Raw genomic sequence first — 14,973 nt, forward strand, 5'->3', positions numbered from 1 at the left:
TTTCCACGCACATTTTCATCGGATCTTCATGGTTTGGAAGTGACATCACAAAAACATCATTTGGCGATTAAAAAGCCACTACGCGGTCAATCCTCCTGTTTATAATGCGCCGCCCTCTTATTTGTTGAAGGCATAAGAGCTCCTCTGTCCATGAGGAACCGACGGCGCTCCAGTGCCCCGTTCGTGGATCGCCCCAGCCCGACCCGCACACCTGGCTGATATTCAGGGAAGAAGTGTTCATGGCATCCCGTGCCTGTTTTCCGGTCGCCCTCTGCGCGATCACTCTGCTGTCCGGCTGCTCGGCCTTTCGCAACTACGACAGTGAATTGGCCCAGACCAATCAGCAATTGACCTCCGGCAATGTCGACGCGGCGCTGGCCCTGCTGGAGAAGAACAACTCCAGCCAAGATAAAGACCTGCTGTATTTCTTCGAGAAGGGCGAATTGCTGCGGGCCAAGGGTGACCTCTCCGGCAGCCAGGCGGCCTGGGGCAGCGCAGACCAGCAGGTTGGCCAATGGGAAGACGCGGTCAAGCTCGACACCGCCAAGTACCTGGCGCAGTTCGGCAGCTTCCTGGTCAACGACAAGGTCCGGCGCTACGAGGGTTATGACTATGAGAAGGTCATGCTCACCACGCAGATGGCCTTGAACCTGCTGGCGGTGAATGACTTCGACGGCGCACGGATGCAGATCAAAAAGACCCACGAGCGCGAAGCGGTGATTGCCGACCTGCGGGACAAGGAATATCTCAAGCGTGAAGAGGACGCCGAAAAGCAAGGAGTCCAGACCGAATACAAGGACCTCAAGGGTTACCCGGTTGCCAGCCTGGACGCACCGGAAGTGGTCAGCCTGAAAAACAGTTACCAGAGCGCGTTCAGCCATTACCTGGCGGGCTTCGTGTACGAGGCGTTGGGCGAAAAAGACCTGGCCGCGCCGGGTTACCGTAAAGCCGCCGAACTGCGCCCCAATACCCCTCTGCTGGAGCAGGCGCTGCTCAATCTCGACAAGCCCGCCGCCAAGGACGACGACAGCGATATCCTGATCGTGGTGCAGAGCGGGCTGGCGCCCTCCCGGGATTCGATCCGTATCCCGCTGCCCCTGCCCATCAGCGGCAACGTGGTTATCACGCCGTTGTCATTCCCGCTGATCAAGCCGGACACGTCCACCGCCACCTTCGCCCAGATCGGCGTCGACGGCCGGCAACTGGACCTGACCTCACTCAACAGCACCACGGCCATGTCGCGCCGCGCCCTGCGCGATGACATGCCGGGGATCATCCTGCGTACCACCGTACGCGCGGTGAGCCGTGGCGTGGCGCAAAAGCAGATCAACGAAACCAATCCCCTGGCCGGCCTGGCCGTGGGCATTACCTCGGCCGTGCTTGAAGGGGCCGACACCCGGACCTGGCGCACCCTGCCGGATTACACCCAGGTGGTGCGCCTGCGCCTGAAAAAAGGCGAGCACCAGGTCACCTTGCCAAGCGTGGTCGGCGGCTCGGTGGTGAAGGTCAAGGTCGATCAGCGTTACCAGGTCATCACCCTGCGGGCGGTGGGCAACCAGGTGTTCGCCGGCGGCCTGGCGGCCCAGGTAATCCCGAGCGCCAATCCCACCGCCATCGCCCTCAAGCAACCTTAAGAACGGAGTCTTGTTCACATGCGTTTAAAACTGATCGCCGTCGGCGCCCTGGCCTTGCTGGCCGGCTGCGCCACCCCACCGCCACCGGAGCCGGGCAGCGCCGCCAGCAAGGTCGTGGCAATGGGCAAGACCAAGAACATCGTGGTGGGCGCCATGCGCGTCGCTCGGGAAAACGGCTACATGACCGTCAATGTGCAGCTGAGCAACACCAGTTTCAACAACAAGAACATGTATTACCGCTTCGCCTGGCTGGGACCGGAAGGCTTCCCCATCGCCGAGGAAGAAAGCTGGAAAAGCCTGACGCTGTACGGCGAACAGACCCGCTTCCTGCCGGCCATCGCACCGACACCCAAGGCGGTGGATTTCCGACTGGAAATCAACACCCCGTGAGGTGCTGAAACCTGTGGGAACGAGCTTGCTCGCTCCCACACCAGCCCCCGAGTGATGCCTGATCCCTTTATTCAGCTTTTGAGAGCAACCCTATGTTCCTACGCATTTCCTCCCTTGCCCTCGCCGCCCTGCTCGTCAGCGGCTGTGCGAACAATTCACCGGTCCTGGGCAACAAGAACATCAGCTATGGCGACACCAAGGCCGTGGAAACCGTCACCAACGAATTCGGCTCCACCGATCTGCAAATGATCGCCGAATCCATGACCCGCTCCCTCGCCCAGTCCGGCGTGCTGCAGGGTCGCCCAGTGGTCCAGGTCTATGACGTGAAGAACAAGACCAGCGAGTACATCGATACCCGGGAAATCACCACCAGCATCAAGACCCAACTCATGAAGACTGGCGCGGCGCGCTTCGCCAGCGACAACAACGCCATGGACAGCCAGGTCGACCAGCTGAAGTTGCAGAACCAGAGCGGCCTGTACAAAAAGAGCACCGTGGCCAAGACCGGCAACATGATCGCCGCCAAATATCGTATCGAGGGCTCCATCAGCTCGATCGTCAAGCGCAGCGAAGATTACAAGGACGTGTTCTACAAGTTCAGCCTGCAACTGATCGACGTCGAAAGCGGCCTGGCCGAATGGATGGACGAAAAAGAAATCCGCAAGACCACGGAGCGTTAAGCCATGCGCACATGGATCGCAATGATGGCCCTGGCTTGCGCATTCACTGCGCAAGCGGCCCCAAAAGTCGCGGTGACGGATCTGGCGTACCAAGAACGCGTCGAGGAATACATCCACACGGTTTCGGCCCAAAGCAACTTCCAGGCGAGCCCGTACAGCGCCAGCGCGTCGTCGAGCTACGACGAGATGGAGGCCACCAGCAGTTACATCGAGCAGGGTGAGCTGCGCAAGTTCACCGGTGATATCAAGGGCGAGATGCTGCGCAGCGGCATGTTCCAGTTGGTGCAGGGTACGCCTTATACCGCGTCGTCCAAGGGCGACGTATACGACGTGATCAAGCGTATCAAGGCGGGGAACTTCAAGGGGGCCGATTACGTGCTGTTCGGCACTGTGTCGGACATCGACTTCACCCGCGACATCAATGAACTTGGCACAGCCGACAGCTACTCGGCGGTGCTGGCCCTGACGTTGGTGGCGGATTTCAGCCTGATCAACACCAAGACCTTTGAGATCACCTCGGCCTTCACCGCCATGGGCGAAGGCCAGGACACCAAGCTACTGAACCACCGTGACGTGCGCATCAGCCTCAATCGTCCGCGGGTCGTGCGTGAAGTGTCCAAGGCGCTGGGGGAGGATGTGGCACGGCAGTTGAGCGAACAGCTCGGCGGCCCGATCCAGGAGCAAGCCGGCGAACCTGTGCAGCGCAACAATCTGCCGAGGGACACGGCGCCAGTGATCCTGCGCTGATCCTCAGTCGGGTAACTGATTTTGGGGTGAGGGGATGGCTCCCCTCACCCCATTGGTTTACACCGCAGCCTTGCGGATCGTCGCCAGCAAACCCGCCGCGCCAATGAACAATCCGGCAAAGGTCCGGTTCATCCGCCGTTGCTGCTTAGGGGTACGCAACAGGCGCAACACCTTGGACGCCAGTCCGGTGTACCCGGCCATGACAATCAGATCGACGCAAATCATCGTCACGCCAAGGATCAGGTATTGCTTGACCAAAGGTGCATGGGGATCGATGAACTGTGGCAGCACGGCGAGCATGAACACCAGGGCCTTGGGGTTGCTGATGTTGACCAGAAAGCCGCGAAACACCAGCGCCAAGGGCTTGCCGATGGGGCGCACCGCCGCGTCGTCGCTGAGGTCGCCGGGGACGGCCCGCCACTGCTTGACGCCCAGGTAGACCAGGTATGCCACGCCGAACCACTTGATTGCATAGAAGGCGGTTGCCGACGCGGTGAGGATCGCGCCCACGCCTGCCGCGACAATTGCGATTTGCAGCGCCAGGCCCAATTGCAGGCCCAAGGCGTTCCAATAACCGCGCCAGAAGCCGTATTGCAAGCCACTGGACATCGATGCAATGGCACCGGCGCCCGGCGAAAGACTGATGACCCAGCAAGCGGCGAAAAACGCCAGCCACGTTTCCAGCAACATTGCACACCTCGGCTCAGATCCATCGAAACGACTAAGCTAATGCGCCGCCGGGCCGGTGGCCATTCTTTTTTTCAGGGGTCGCCAGGGTAGGTGTCGGGTTATTCGACGAAACCGCCGACCGGAAACGCCTCGCTGCCGCGCCAGCGCCGCACCGACCGTTGGAAAAACAGGCTATTGGGCACCTGAACCATGGAACTGCCGGTGCCGAGTTCCTCGGGTTCGATCAACGTGGTGTAGAGCAGATTGATCGCCACCACCCGCCCCTTGATGCCTGGCTTGTCGGTGGCTTCCACCAGCTCGACTACATCGCCCAGGCGGAACGGGCCGACGGTGTAGATCAGGATGGCACACAGCAAATTCGACAATACGCTCCAGATGGCAAAGAACGCGACCGCCGCAACGGCAACGAACCCCGACAGCGCGGTCCAGAGCACCGTGGCCGAGACACCGAGGCGCTCCAGCGCCACCAGCACTGCGCTGCCCATGATCAACCAGCGCAGCACGCCGCGCAGGATGATCATCAGCTGGGTCGGCAATGGATAGCGCTCGCCGAGCCCCGTGAGGAAGCGCGCCACGAACCGCTGGGCAACATAACCTACCAACAGGATCAGCAGGATTTGCACACCGAGCCAGATCGGCTCGATCCACAGGACCGGTATGGGCAAGGACAACGCTTCCATCAGGACAACGCCTCCAGCTCCGCTTGCAGGTTTTCCAGCAACTCCAGGGCTTGCATCCACGCCTCCTCAAGTTCCGCTTCCCGAACCTTCAGCTTGGCCTGTTCAGCCAGCAGATCACGCAGCTCGTCCTTGCGTGCCGCCTCGTAGAGACCACTGTCCCCGAGGCTGGTTTCGATTTTTTGCAGCTTTTCATGCAGCTTGCCCAGCTCGCCTTCGAGCTTGTCGGCTTCGCGCTTGTGCGGCGCCAGTTGCTGGCGCAACGCCGCGGCGGCCTGGCGTTGGGCTTTCTTGTCGGTTTTGTCCGGGTTGACCGGCGCGCTGCTAACCGGTGCGTTGCGCTGGCGATAATCCACCAGCCAGCGCGCATAGTCTTCAAGGTCGCCGTCGAACTCTTCGACTTTACCGTCCGCGACCAGATAAAAGTTGTCCGTGGTGCTCTTGAGCAAGTGCCGGTCGTGGGAAACCACCAGCACCGCGCCGCTGAATTCCTGCAAGGCCATGGTCAGGGCCAGGCGCATCTCCAGGTCCAGGTGGTTGGTCGGTTCGTCGAGCAACAGCAGGTTCGGCCGCCCCCAGGCGATCAACGCCAGGGCCAGGCGGGCTTTTTCGCCGCCGGAGAAATTCAGAACCGGCTCGTCGATGCGCGCCCCGCGGAAATCGAAACCACCGAGGAAGTCCCTGAGTGTCTGCTCACGCTCGGTTGGCGCCAGGCGCTGCAAGTGCAGCAGCGGGCTGGCCTTGGCATCGAGGGAATCCAGCTGATGCTGGGCAAAGTAGCCGACCACGGTGTTTTCACCGCGCGTCAGGCGCCCGGCCAGGGGCTGGAGCTCACCGGAAAGGTTTTTGATCAGGGTCGATTTACCGGCGCCGTTAGGCCCCAACAGACCGATCCGCGCGCCGGGGGTCAGTTGCAACTTGACCTTCTCCAGCACGGTTTTTTCGCCATAGCCCAGTCGTGCATCCGACAGGTCAATCAACGGGCTGGAGATCTTCGACGACTCGCGGAAAACAAAATCGAATGGCGAATCGACATGGGCCGCCGACAGCTCTTCCATCCGCTCCAGGGCCTTGATCCGGCTCTGCGCCTGGCGAGCCTTGGTGGCTTGGGCCTTGAAGCGAGCGATGTAGCTTTCCATGTGCGCGCGCTGCGCCTGCTGTTTCTCATAGGCTTGCTGTTGCTGGGCCAGGCGCTCGGCGCGGGCACGCTCGAAGGCGCTGTAGCCGCCGCGATACAAGGTGAGCTTGCGCTGATCGACATGGGCCACGTGGTCCACCACGGCGTCAAGGAAATCCCGGTCGTGGGAAATCAACAACAACGTGCCCGGATAGCTCTTGAGCCAGTCTTCGAGCCAGATGATGGCGTCGAGGTCCAAGTGGTTGGTCGGTTCGTCGAGCAACAGCAAGTCCGACGGGCACATCAGGGCTTGCGCCAGGTTCAGGCGCATCCGCCAACCCCCGGAGAAATCACCGACCTGACGGTCCATCTGTTCATTGGTAAAGCCCAGCCCGGCGAGCAATTTACGAGCCCGGGCGTCGGCGGTATAACCGTCGGCGCTGTCGAGCTCCGCGTGCAGGCGAGCTTGGGCGGCGCCGTCATGGGCGGCTTCGGCTGCGGCGAGGTCGCGCTGGACCTGACGCAGGCGCAGGTCGCCATCGAGCACATAATCCACCGCCAGGCGTTCGAGGGTGTCGACCTCCTGACGCATATGGGCGATGCGCCAATCGGCGGGCAGCAAGCAATTGCCGGAGTCCGGGTGCAACTCGCCGCGCAACAAGGCGAACAGGCTCGATTTGCCGGCGCCGTTGGCACCGATGAGGCCGGCTTTGTGGCCGGCGTGCAGGGTCAGCTCGGCGTCTTCTAGCAGACGTTGCGGGCCACGCTGTAAAGTCAGGTTCTGAAGTCGAATCATAATGGCGGCGGAGTCTACCAGCTTCGCCCGCAACTGGCGCGAGTAGCACGATGTCGTCTGATCTGTGGAGCTTTTCGATCAACCTCTACGCCAAGCCTGGTGTGGAATCCGCGTGCCTGGCACTACAGACAGGGGGCGCGAACGTGTGCCTGCTGCTCTGTGGGCTGTGGTTGGAACAACGCGGCGTGAGCTGTGATGAGCAAAAGCTGCAGCAGCTTAAGCATCTGGCCGGACCTTGGGACTCGACCGTCGTGCAACCGTTGCGCAAGTTACGCACCCAATGGAAAAACCTTGCCCTTCAGGATCCAGGGCTGGGTGGCTTGCGCGAACAGGTCAAGAAACTGGAACTGGAAGCCGAACGGCTATTGCTTGAGCGGCTGGAGGCAACGGTCAAGGAATGGCCAACGGGACAATCCTTGGATTCAGCGCAGTGGCTGCAAAGGCTTGCGGCAAATGCCGGCCAAGCCAACCACGACGCGCTGCATCAGCTGCGCGTCGCGGTTTCCGGCACTTAGGAAGCGCGGGTTGGAGTGGGGCTTGGGACGGTGGCTACACTCGGGTTCAGTGCCGGTGCTGGCGTACCAACCGTTGGCGCGGGGGTCGCCGCCGGAGCTGGCGCAGCAGGTTTGGCAGCCGGAGCGGTTGCCGGTTTTGCAGCGGCTGGCTTGGCGGCGGCTGGCTTTTTCACGGCCGGCTTCGCAGCGGGCTTGGCGGCGGCAGGTTTGGCGGCAGGCTTGGTCGCGGCAGGCTTGGCGGCAGCGGTGCTCGCTGGTTTGGCTGCAGCCGGTTTAGCCGCAGGCTTAGCCGCAGCTTTGGCAGGCGCCTTGGCGGCGACTGGCTTGGCCGCGGATTTCGCAGCAGGTTTGGCAGCAGCACGTTTGGCAGCAGTGGCCTTGGTCGCAGTTGGCTTGGCAGCCGGCTTCGCAGCGGGTTTGGCGACCGCTTTCACAGCCGGTTTGGCAGCGGTGGCTTTCGTTGCCGCAGGCTTGGCGGCAGCGGTTTTCGCAGCGGGCTTGGCAGCCACTTTGGCAGCAGGCTTAGCGGCGACAGGTTTGGCAGCGGCTGCTTTTACGGCAGGCTTGGCGGCAGCTTTGGCGGCCGATTTTTTCGCAACGGGTTTCGCCGCGCTGGCAGCAACCGGTTTTTTCACGGCAGGTTTGGCCACTGGTTTGCTGGCTGCCTTCGCTCCTACCTTGGTCACTGGCTTGGCGGCCACTTTTGTTGGAGTTTTTGCCGCGACAGGTTTAGCCGCTGGCTTCTTGGCCGATACAGCGGCAGGCTTGGCCGCGCGAAGCGTCAGCGCCTTGCCTGCGGCTTCCTGGACGCGACCTACGCCTTGGGCCAGCTTCAGGCTTTCCTGGGCGTCACGCTTGAGTTGCAGGATGTAGGCGCGGGTTTCGGATTGTCGATCCTTCAGGGCATCGAGCAGGTTTTCGAGTTCCTTCACGGCATCCTTGGCCTTGGCTTGTGCCTTGGCTTTGCCAGCGGTTGCCGCGTCTTGCAGTTTGGTGCGCGACTTGTGAAGTTTTTCCTGCGCCTTGCCGCGTTGTTTTTCCAGCTTGGCGAGTAGTTTTTCAGCATCAGCCAGGGCTTGGGAGCAGGCATTTTCCAGATGCTCGAGCAAGCTGCCCGACAGTTGTTGGAGCAAGTGCAACGGAGTGTTTACAGGCTTCTTAGTGGCCGACATGGTTTACCTCCTGACTGACGTGAGTGCGGCTCATACTAGACCTCTGCTGCAACCGCCGCTAGGGCATGTTGACACTACACAAGGCGTTGCGTTGCACGGCACAAGAAATCTTCTGCGCCGGCGCCTGGGCAATTCACTTTTACTGTTTGCGGCACTGGCATAATCCCTCGAATCGAGGCCGGAGAAAGTACACATGTCGCGTCATCTTTTTTTACTTCTTTGCATGATTTTCCCAGTGGCCCAAGCCACAGAAAAACCCAACGCAAACGAAGCCCGGGAGCTGGCCTACAGTCTTGGCGCGAGCCTGGGGGAACGCCTGCGCCAAGACGTACCCGACCTGCAGATACAAGCCTTGGTCGAAGGCCTGCAACAGGCCTATCTTGGCAAGCCGCTGGCGTTGGATGATGAACGCATCGAAAGGATCCTGGCCGAACACCAGGCGCAGTTGACGGCGCAATCGGCGACGCCGCAAGACCAAGTGGCGCTGAAGACCGAGCAGAAGTTTCTCAACGAGGAAAAAGGCCGGCCAGGCGTCCAGCAATTGCCGGACGGCATCCTGTTGACCGAACTCAAGCCGGGCAGTGGCACGAAAGCCGGCCCCCACGGCAAGGTCCAAGTGTTGTATGTCGGTCGTCTGCCGGACGGCACGGTGTTCGATTCCAACCATCAGGCACAGTGGTTCAATCTTGATAGCGTGATCGATGGCTGGCGCAGTGCATTACCGCAGATGCCCGTAGGCGCAAAGTGGCGGTTGGTGATTCCTTCAGCCTTGGCCTATGGCGCCGAAGGTGCCGGAGACGTTATTCCACCTTTCACGCCCCTGGTATTTGAAATTGAACTGCTGGGCGCGACGACTTGACGCCCTGAAAAGAAAAACGGCACGCAATGCGCACCGTTTTCTGTCCCGAAGATGTTCTCAAGCCTGGACCGCAGCTTCTTCCTTGTGGGCGTTGTGCAGCACTTCGATCAGGCAGTCTTCCAGCTCGAAACGCTCGTGCAACAAGCCGCCCAGTTCCTTGAATTTTTCCGCCACGCATTTGCCTTCATCGCACAGGTCGTTGAAGGCCAGCAGCTTCTCGGTGATGACATCGATGCGCGGGTAAATCGTGTCGGCCAGTTCCAGGCCGCGCTTGTCATTGAAGGCCTTGGCCTCGCCCGTGAGTTGCTCGTAGATCTCGAAATGACCCGCGGACACATAGTCCACCAGCACACCACAGAACTCTTGCAAGGGCTTGCGGCTTTCACTCAGTGCTTCAGGCTTGTCGCCAAGAGCATCATAGGCTCGAACCAGTTCGTGACGCTCCTGCAACCAGCGGTCGATCAGCAGATGCACCCCACCCCAGCGTTCCTGAGCATTCTGACAACTTTCGAGCATGGTGATTTCTTCCCTTCTGAGTCACGCCCCTCGCCGTCTGAAACACCCGCCTGAATGATCAGGAGCAAGCCAGACACAACATGATCGAGTGGCATGATTCCAATGATACGTGCGGGCCAGATTATGCCCGCGCGACAACTGCTTCAAGGTACGCAGGAGAGAAAGTTCATACAAGTGTTTAATCCAGCGCCCGGACCAACTGCGACGTCTCGCCGCCGAGCGGCCGTACCAGGGCATCCCAGACCAGGCGCAACAGCAGGTAAGTCATCGAGACAGCAACGGCGAGGAAGAACAGCAGGCTCCATTCGGGGATGCTCAGGTCGAACAGCGTCCAGGTGACACTCGCACAGTCGGGGGCACCATTGGCGACGCGATGCGCGGCACTCCACCACGAGTCCACCTCCGGCAATTGGGCCATGCAGTCAGGCAGCAGCTCATGTGACTCGCTTTGCACCAGTACATTGCGCCAAGCCAACGCCAACCCTGCCGATGCAAAGGCAGCCCCCATCGCTGCATAGGCGATGCAGCCCTTGCGGGTTGGGCCATGCACGCACGCCACGAGGCAATTCACCAGGAAGAGCATCAGGCACAGCCGCTGCAAGATACACAGGCTGCAAGGGGACAGGCCAACCGCGTATTCCAGATAACTGGCGACGCCCATAGCCAGGGCAGCAGCGATGGAAGCCATGAGAAACAAGAAGCGTGAGCTGGCCAGAGACATGGCGGATCCGTAACAGAAGAGACAAGCTGTAACGGTAGAGGAAAGCCCCTGGGCCTTTCAAGGCAGCCCCGCGCAGACACTTCACCAGAGGTGTAGGGAATTCCCGACAGGCCAAAGAGGATTCAGCTCAGTGTGCTGTAGGACTTCGCTGAGCGCTTGGTCAGACCTCCAAAAACCGGGCCGGGATTCGCCACCGTTTGCCTCAGGATGGGCACGACGCCGTGGCGAGAGAGTGTGCTCTCCCTTCCCTGCGGTTCATACCCACCTCAAAGAGTCTTCGTCCCGCCTCAAGTTGACAGGACTTGAGGCGAAACCGGCAGCGGCGCCGCAAGCAAGCGCTCATCCAGCAACCCCAACCCCTCCTGGAACAGCTGGTTGCTTCGCTCGGCATCCCCCAACTGCGCCAGCAGCCGCGCCAACTCGGCGCAAGCTTCGGGGTTGCGCTGCATGCGCAGGCTGCTTTCCAGATAATCCCTTGCCTTGCCCCACAGGCTGTTCTGCAGGCACAGGCGCCCGAGCGTCAGGAGCAGGCTCGGATCATTCGGATGATCCTTGAGCCAGCCTTCAGCCACCTGCAGTTGCCGGCTCGAATCCGCGCCACGAACCAGGCCATACAGGCGCGCCAGGTGGCTGTCGTAGTTGCGCTTGAGCGCAGCGCGCAGCACCTCTTCCGCCTCTACCTGGGCACCCAGCTGCCGAAGCTGCTCGGCGTAGGCCAATACCAGTGCCGGTTCCTGGCGCTGGGCGGAAGTCAGTTGCTGCCACGCGCGATCAAGCGATTGCAGGCCAACACTGCCATCGGCCTCGCGGTGGGCTGCCAGGGTGAGGTTTTCGCCCCAGGCCCGGCGCTCCAGTTCTGCCAGTTCGGCGGCAGGCAGGACCTTGTCCTTGCGCAACTCGGGCAGCAACCGGATCACCGCCGGCCAATCCCCCCGCTGCTGGTGCAAGCGTTGCAGCTGACGCAAGGCCTGGGTGTTATGGGGGTAGCGTTCGTGCATGGCTTGCAGGGTAGTCAATGCACCGTCTGTGTCGCCACGGTCCATCTGCAACTGGGCGTGAGTCAGCGCGATAGCCAGCTCCGCCTGGGGCTGACGCTCCAAGGCGCGCTCCAGCAAGCTGTCGCTCTGATCGTAAAGGCCCTGCTCGTTGGCAGCGCGAGCGGCGCCGAGGTAATACAGCAACGGCTGCCGCTCGGCTTCGGCGGCACGATGCAAGTGCCGTTGGGCGCTGGCCCAGCGTCCCTCTGCCAGGTCCAACTGTCCGTGCTCGATTGCAACCTGGATTCGACGACTGCGGTTGCGCCGCGACCACGGGTTGACCACGCCGGTCGAGGTGGTCACCAGCCCAATCAGCGCGGTGACACCTCGCCACAGCAACCAAAGCACCGCGATCAATGCCAGCGTGACCCACAACCCGGCCTCGTAGCGGAAGTTCTTGTACGCCACCAACACGTAACCCGAATGCTCGGCAATCGCGACGCCCAGCACAGCGGCAACGGCGATGACCACGAACAGAATCACGTAGAGGCGCTTCATGGCGTGGCCTCCTGCTCACCTGCCTTGGGCAACGGCTTGACCGATTCTTCGGCATTCACGTTGCGGCGTTCAAGATAGGCCTGGACGGCGCTGAGCGTGCCGGTAAGGTCTGGCGTGACCACCGTCACCGGCATCTTGCCCAGCTCAACGACTCGTTCCAGCATGATTTTGCTTTGCGGGTTGTCCTGGTTGAAATTGTTCTTGAGGACGTCACGGGCTTCGGCCAGTGCCTGGGTGTACACCGGCGCCTGGCCGTTGAGGGCGGCCCATTGCGCCTGCTCCAGGGCCAGGCTCAAGGCCAGGCGCACCTGCATCAGGCTCTGGCCGGCGAGGAGCGGACGGACATTTTCATCGGCATTGAAATCGATGCGGATGTAGCGCGAAATACGATCCCACCACTGCGACCACTGGCTGGCGCCGTCGCCATCGGCGGTCAGCCCCAGCAGGGATTCACCGCGGTCCTTGTATTCGGGAGCGATTTCCGACAACTGCAAGACCTGGTCACGCAGGGCGCCCAACTGGAGGAACAGGCCGGTGCGATCTGGCTGCTCTGTGCTGCGCAACGCAGCGAGGGTCTTGGCCAGCTGTTCGCGGGCAGCGAAGGACCCGGGATCGTTTTGCTCGCGAAGGATTTCATCGGCACCCTGCACAAGGGCCTGGGCACTGTTGATGTCTTGCAGGGCGGAAAGTCGCAGGCTGGCCAGGCGCAACAGGTGCTCGGCTTCGGCCAGGCGCCAGTCCTTGCGGCTGGAACCAAGCACGGTTTCCAGGCGCTGGTTCAGGCGCTGCTGGTCGCCTTGCAACTGGGCGACCTGACGTCGCCGCTCTTCCAGCTCTTGAGCCGCAGGCAACTGCTCCAGGCGTTCGCTCAGCCGCTGCTCGTTGAGCTTGAGGTTCTGGGCCTGGTCGTTGAGTGCCTGGACCTGAGCGGCCTGCTGCTGGGTATTGGCTTGCAGGTGACGCACTTGCCAGATACCCCATCCGCCCACGGCCACGCCGGCAGCGCCCAACAATAACGCGACAATCGCAAGCCCGTTACCGCGACGCGGCGCCACCGGCACCGACGGGTCAGTCGGAGCTTCGACCGCTGGCTGATCTTGATCTTTTGGCAAGGCTGTTTCGCTCACGTATCCATCCTTTGCATTAGAAAACGGCACGGACTGTTCCCGTAAAGCCGCCAGCAAAGCCGCGGCACTGGCGCCACGACAATCCACAACTGTCCTGGCCCCGGCGGCACGCGCCATCTCGGCGACCCTGGGGCTTGGAACAAACAAGGGTAGCCGCGCCAGGGCGGGCCACGCGTCACCGGCCAGCCGGTGCAGACGCTCGAAGCTCTGCCCACTGCTGACCACCAGCGCGTTCAAGCGTTCCGCCTCGACCTTCGCTGGCAACTCGCCTTCGCCGTAGTGCGGCAAGCCGCGACGGTACAACTCCAGGTAGTCGACACTAGCACCTTGCTCTCGCAAACGCTCTGCCAGCAAACCGCGCCCACCCTCGCCACGCACGATCAAGACACGTGCGTCAGGCCGGTCGATAGCCTGGCGCAACGCCGCCAGCTCAAGCAGGGCTTCGCTGTCGTCACCGTTTTCGGGGTAAAAAACGCGGAGGCCGGCATCGGCCAGAATTTGCCCGGTCGCGGCGCCTACGCTGAACCAGGGTTGCTCTGGAAGGCGCGGCCAGTATTGACGCAGCAACTCCACGGCCAAGCGTGCCGCAGGCTTGCTGACGACGATCACCGCGCTGTACCGATCCAGAGCCTGGAACTTGTCTCGCTCGGACTCGGACAGGGGGACCGGCGTGATATCCAGCAGCGGCATGGCGCTGCTATGGATGCCCGCCTGCGCCAGAACGGCCGCCAACGCAGACGACTCGTCCGCCGGCCGGGTCAGTAGCAGCCGCCATCCCGTCACGCGTCGCCGGCCTCGCCGTAGACTTTCTTGAGAATATCGTCGGCGCCTTGGCTCAACAGGTCCTCGGCGACGCGCACGCCCAACGCCTCGGCATCGCGACGCGGCGCCCGGGCCTCGGCGGCGAGCAGTTGGCCGCCACTCGGATCGCCCACCAGGCCCCGCAACCAGACCTGCTCACCTTCAAGGACGGCGTAGCAGGCGATCGGCACCTGGCAGCCGCCGTTCAGATGCTTGTTGAGTGCCCGCTCGGCGAAGACTCGGATAGCCGTGTCTTCATGGTGCAGCGGTGCCAGCAGAGCGTGAATCTCGCTGTCGGCGCTGCGGCATTCAATGCCCACCGCCCCCTGCCCTCCGGCCGGCAGGCTGTCATCGACGCTGATGGCCGAGGTGATGCGTTCTTCGAAACCCAGACGGATCAGGCCCGCTGCGGCGAGGATGATCGCGTCGTACTCGCCGGCGTCGAGCTTGGCCAGGCGCGTGTTGACGTTGCCCCGCAGGAAGCGGATCTGCAGATCAGGGCGACGGGCCAGCAGCTGTGCCTGGCGGCGCAGGCTCGATGTGCCCACCACACTCGCGGCGGGCAGCGCGTCAAGGCTGGAAAAGTCGTTTGAGACGAATGCGTCGCGCGGATCTTCTCGTTCGCAGATGCAAAAAAGGCCCAGGCCTTCGGGGAAGTCCATGGGCACGTCTTTCATTGAATGCACGGCGATATCGGCTTCATTGTCCAGCAAGGCTGTTTCCAGTTCCTTGACGAACAAGCCCTTGCCACCGATTTTCGAGAGTGGCGAGTCCAGCAGCTTGTCGCCGCGACTGACCATGGGCACCAGCGTCACGACCAGCCCCGGATGGGCCGTTTCGAGGCGGGCTTTGACGTATTCGGCCTGCCAGAGGGCCAAGGCGCTTTTACGGGTGGCGATGCGGATCTCGCGAGGGGACATGGATCAATCCGTACTTAAAAGATACGGCAGATAATAACAGCTCAGCCAAAACCGCTTTGACTTGAATCACGACGTC

Annotated in this window: 15 protein-coding genes and 1 pseudogene; 6 read left to right on the forward strand and 10 right to left on the reverse strand. The window is 61.8% G+C overall.

The features are described 5' to 3' along the window. The first annotated feature begins 239 nt into the window (after window positions 1-239). The 4 genes from J3P90_RS25055 to J3P90_RS25070 all read left to right on the forward strand — a co-directional run bounded on the left by J3P90_RS25055 (window position 240) and on the right by J3P90_RS25070 (window position 3,451). Window positions 240-1,634, forward strand: a complete 1,395-nt coding sequence (locus tag J3P90_RS25055) for a COG3014 family protein (RefSeq protein WP_434608919.1) — start codon at window positions 240-242, stop codon at window positions 1,632-1,634. Window positions 1,635-1,652: 18 nt separating this feature from the next. Further along, on the forward strand, window positions 1,653-2,024 hold the full coding sequence (locus J3P90_RS25060) for a DUF1425 domain-containing protein (RefSeq protein ID WP_420765129.1): 372 nt from the start codon (window positions 1,653-1,655) through the stop codon (window positions 2,022-2,024). 92 nt (window positions 2,025-2,116) lie between these two features. After that, window positions 2,117-2,704 (forward strand): penicillin-binding protein activator LpoB, encoded by a 588-nt coding sequence (lpoB, locus tag J3P90_RS25065; RefSeq protein ID WP_030138155.1) that lies wholly within the window; start codon window positions 2,117-2,119, stop codon window positions 2,702-2,704. Window positions 2,705-2,707: 3 nt separating this feature from the next. Then, window positions 2,708-3,451 (forward strand): penicillin-binding protein activator LpoB, encoded by a 744-nt coding sequence (locus J3P90_RS25070; protein WP_420765130.1) that lies wholly within the window; start codon window positions 2,708-2,710, stop codon window positions 3,449-3,451. 57 nt (window positions 3,452-3,508) lie between these two features. Here J3P90_RS25070 and rhtB read toward each other — a convergent pair whose 3' ends face one another. The 3 genes from rhtB to J3P90_RS25085 form a co-directional block, all read right to left on the reverse strand. After that, the gene (rhtB, locus tag J3P90_RS25075; protein WP_420765131.1) at window positions 3,509-4,141 is read right to left on the reverse strand and encodes a homoserine/homoserine lactone efflux protein; all 633 of its coding nucleotides are present in this window, start codon (window positions 4,139-4,141) and stop codon (window positions 3,509-3,511) included. Window positions 4,142-4,239: 98 nt separating this feature from the next. Continuing rightward, window positions 4,240-4,821 (reverse strand): mechanosensitive ion channel domain-containing protein, encoded by a 582-nt coding sequence (locus J3P90_RS25080; RefSeq protein WP_420765132.1) that lies wholly within the window; start codon window positions 4,819-4,821, stop codon window positions 4,240-4,242. Beyond that, entirely contained in the window at window positions 4,821-6,731 is a 1,911-nt protein-coding gene (locus tag J3P90_RS25085) for an ATP-binding cassette domain-containing protein (protein ID WP_420765133.1), read from the reverse strand. The genes J3P90_RS25080 and J3P90_RS25085 overlap by 1 nt, the downstream gene beginning before the upstream one ends. Window positions 6,732-6,781: 50 nt before the next feature. On the opposite strand from J3P90_RS25085, the gene J3P90_RS25090 reads away from it, so the two are divergent. After that, the gene (locus J3P90_RS25090) at window positions 6,782-7,246 is read left to right on the forward strand and encodes a TIGR02444 family protein (protein WP_434608916.1); all 465 of its coding nucleotides are present in this window, start codon (window positions 6,782-6,784) and stop codon (window positions 7,244-7,246) included. Here J3P90_RS25090 and J3P90_RS25095 read toward each other — a convergent pair. Continuing rightward, entirely contained in the window at window positions 7,243-8,418 is a 1,176-nt protein-coding gene (locus tag J3P90_RS25095) for an AlgP family protein (RefSeq protein WP_434649699.1), read from the reverse strand. The two genes, J3P90_RS25090 and J3P90_RS25095, sit on opposite strands and share 4 nt — an antisense overlap. A gap of 193 nt (window positions 8,419-8,611) precedes the next feature. Here J3P90_RS25095 and J3P90_RS25100 point away from each other — a divergent pair, with 193 nt between their 5' ends. Then, window positions 8,612-9,277 carry an FKBP-type peptidyl-prolyl cis-trans isomerase gene (locus J3P90_RS25100; protein WP_420765136.1) on the forward strand — a complete coding sequence of 222 codons (666 nt, stop codon included), beginning with the start codon at window positions 8,612-8,614 and terminating at the stop codon, window positions 9,275-9,277. A 57-nt stretch (window positions 9,278-9,334) separates the two neighbouring features. On the opposite strand, the gene J3P90_RS25105 is transcribed toward J3P90_RS25100, so the two are convergent. From J3P90_RS25105 to hemC, 6 genes and pseudogenes are all read right to left on the reverse strand, one after another. Next, complete coding sequence (locus J3P90_RS25105; protein ID WP_039590209.1) at window positions 9,335-9,793, reverse strand: Rsd/AlgQ family anti-sigma factor; 459 nt, start codon at window positions 9,791-9,793, stop codon at window positions 9,335-9,337. 178 nt (window positions 9,794-9,971) lie between these two features. Then, on the reverse strand, window positions 9,972-10,514 hold the full coding sequence (locus tag J3P90_RS25110) for a disulfide bond formation protein B (RefSeq protein WP_434675543.1): 543 nt from the start codon (window positions 10,512-10,514) through the stop codon (window positions 9,972-9,974). Between the two features lie 287 nt (window positions 10,515-10,801). After that, window positions 10,802-12,049, reverse strand: a complete 1,248-nt coding sequence (locus tag J3P90_RS25115; RefSeq protein ID WP_420765138.1) for a heme biosynthesis protein HemY — start codon at window positions 12,047-12,049, stop codon at window positions 10,802-10,804. Next, window positions 12,046-13,176, reverse strand: a complete 1,131-nt coding sequence (locus J3P90_RS25120) for a uroporphyrinogen-III C-methyltransferase (protein WP_434676604.1) — start codon at window positions 13,174-13,176, stop codon at window positions 12,046-12,048. Before J3P90_RS25120 ends, J3P90_RS25115 begins: the two co-directional genes overlap by 4 nt. 84 nt (window positions 13,177-13,260) lie before the next feature. Beyond that, window positions 13,261-13,959, reverse strand: a pseudogene (locus tag J3P90_RS25125) (uroporphyrinogen-III synthase); the annotation flags it as partial. Further along, entirely contained in the window at window positions 13,956-14,897 is a 942-nt protein-coding gene (gene hemC / locus J3P90_RS25130; RefSeq protein ID WP_434561665.1) for a hydroxymethylbilane synthase, read from the reverse strand. The pseudogene J3P90_RS25125 and the gene hemC, both read right to left, overlap by 4 nt. Window positions 14,898-14,973: the final 76 nt, after the last annotated feature.

Origin of the sequence: Pseudomonas sp. D3-10 (assembly GCF_051132175.1) — a bacterium.
GTDB lineage: Bacteria > Pseudomonadota > Gammaproteobacteria > Pseudomonadales > Pseudomonadaceae > Aquipseudomonas.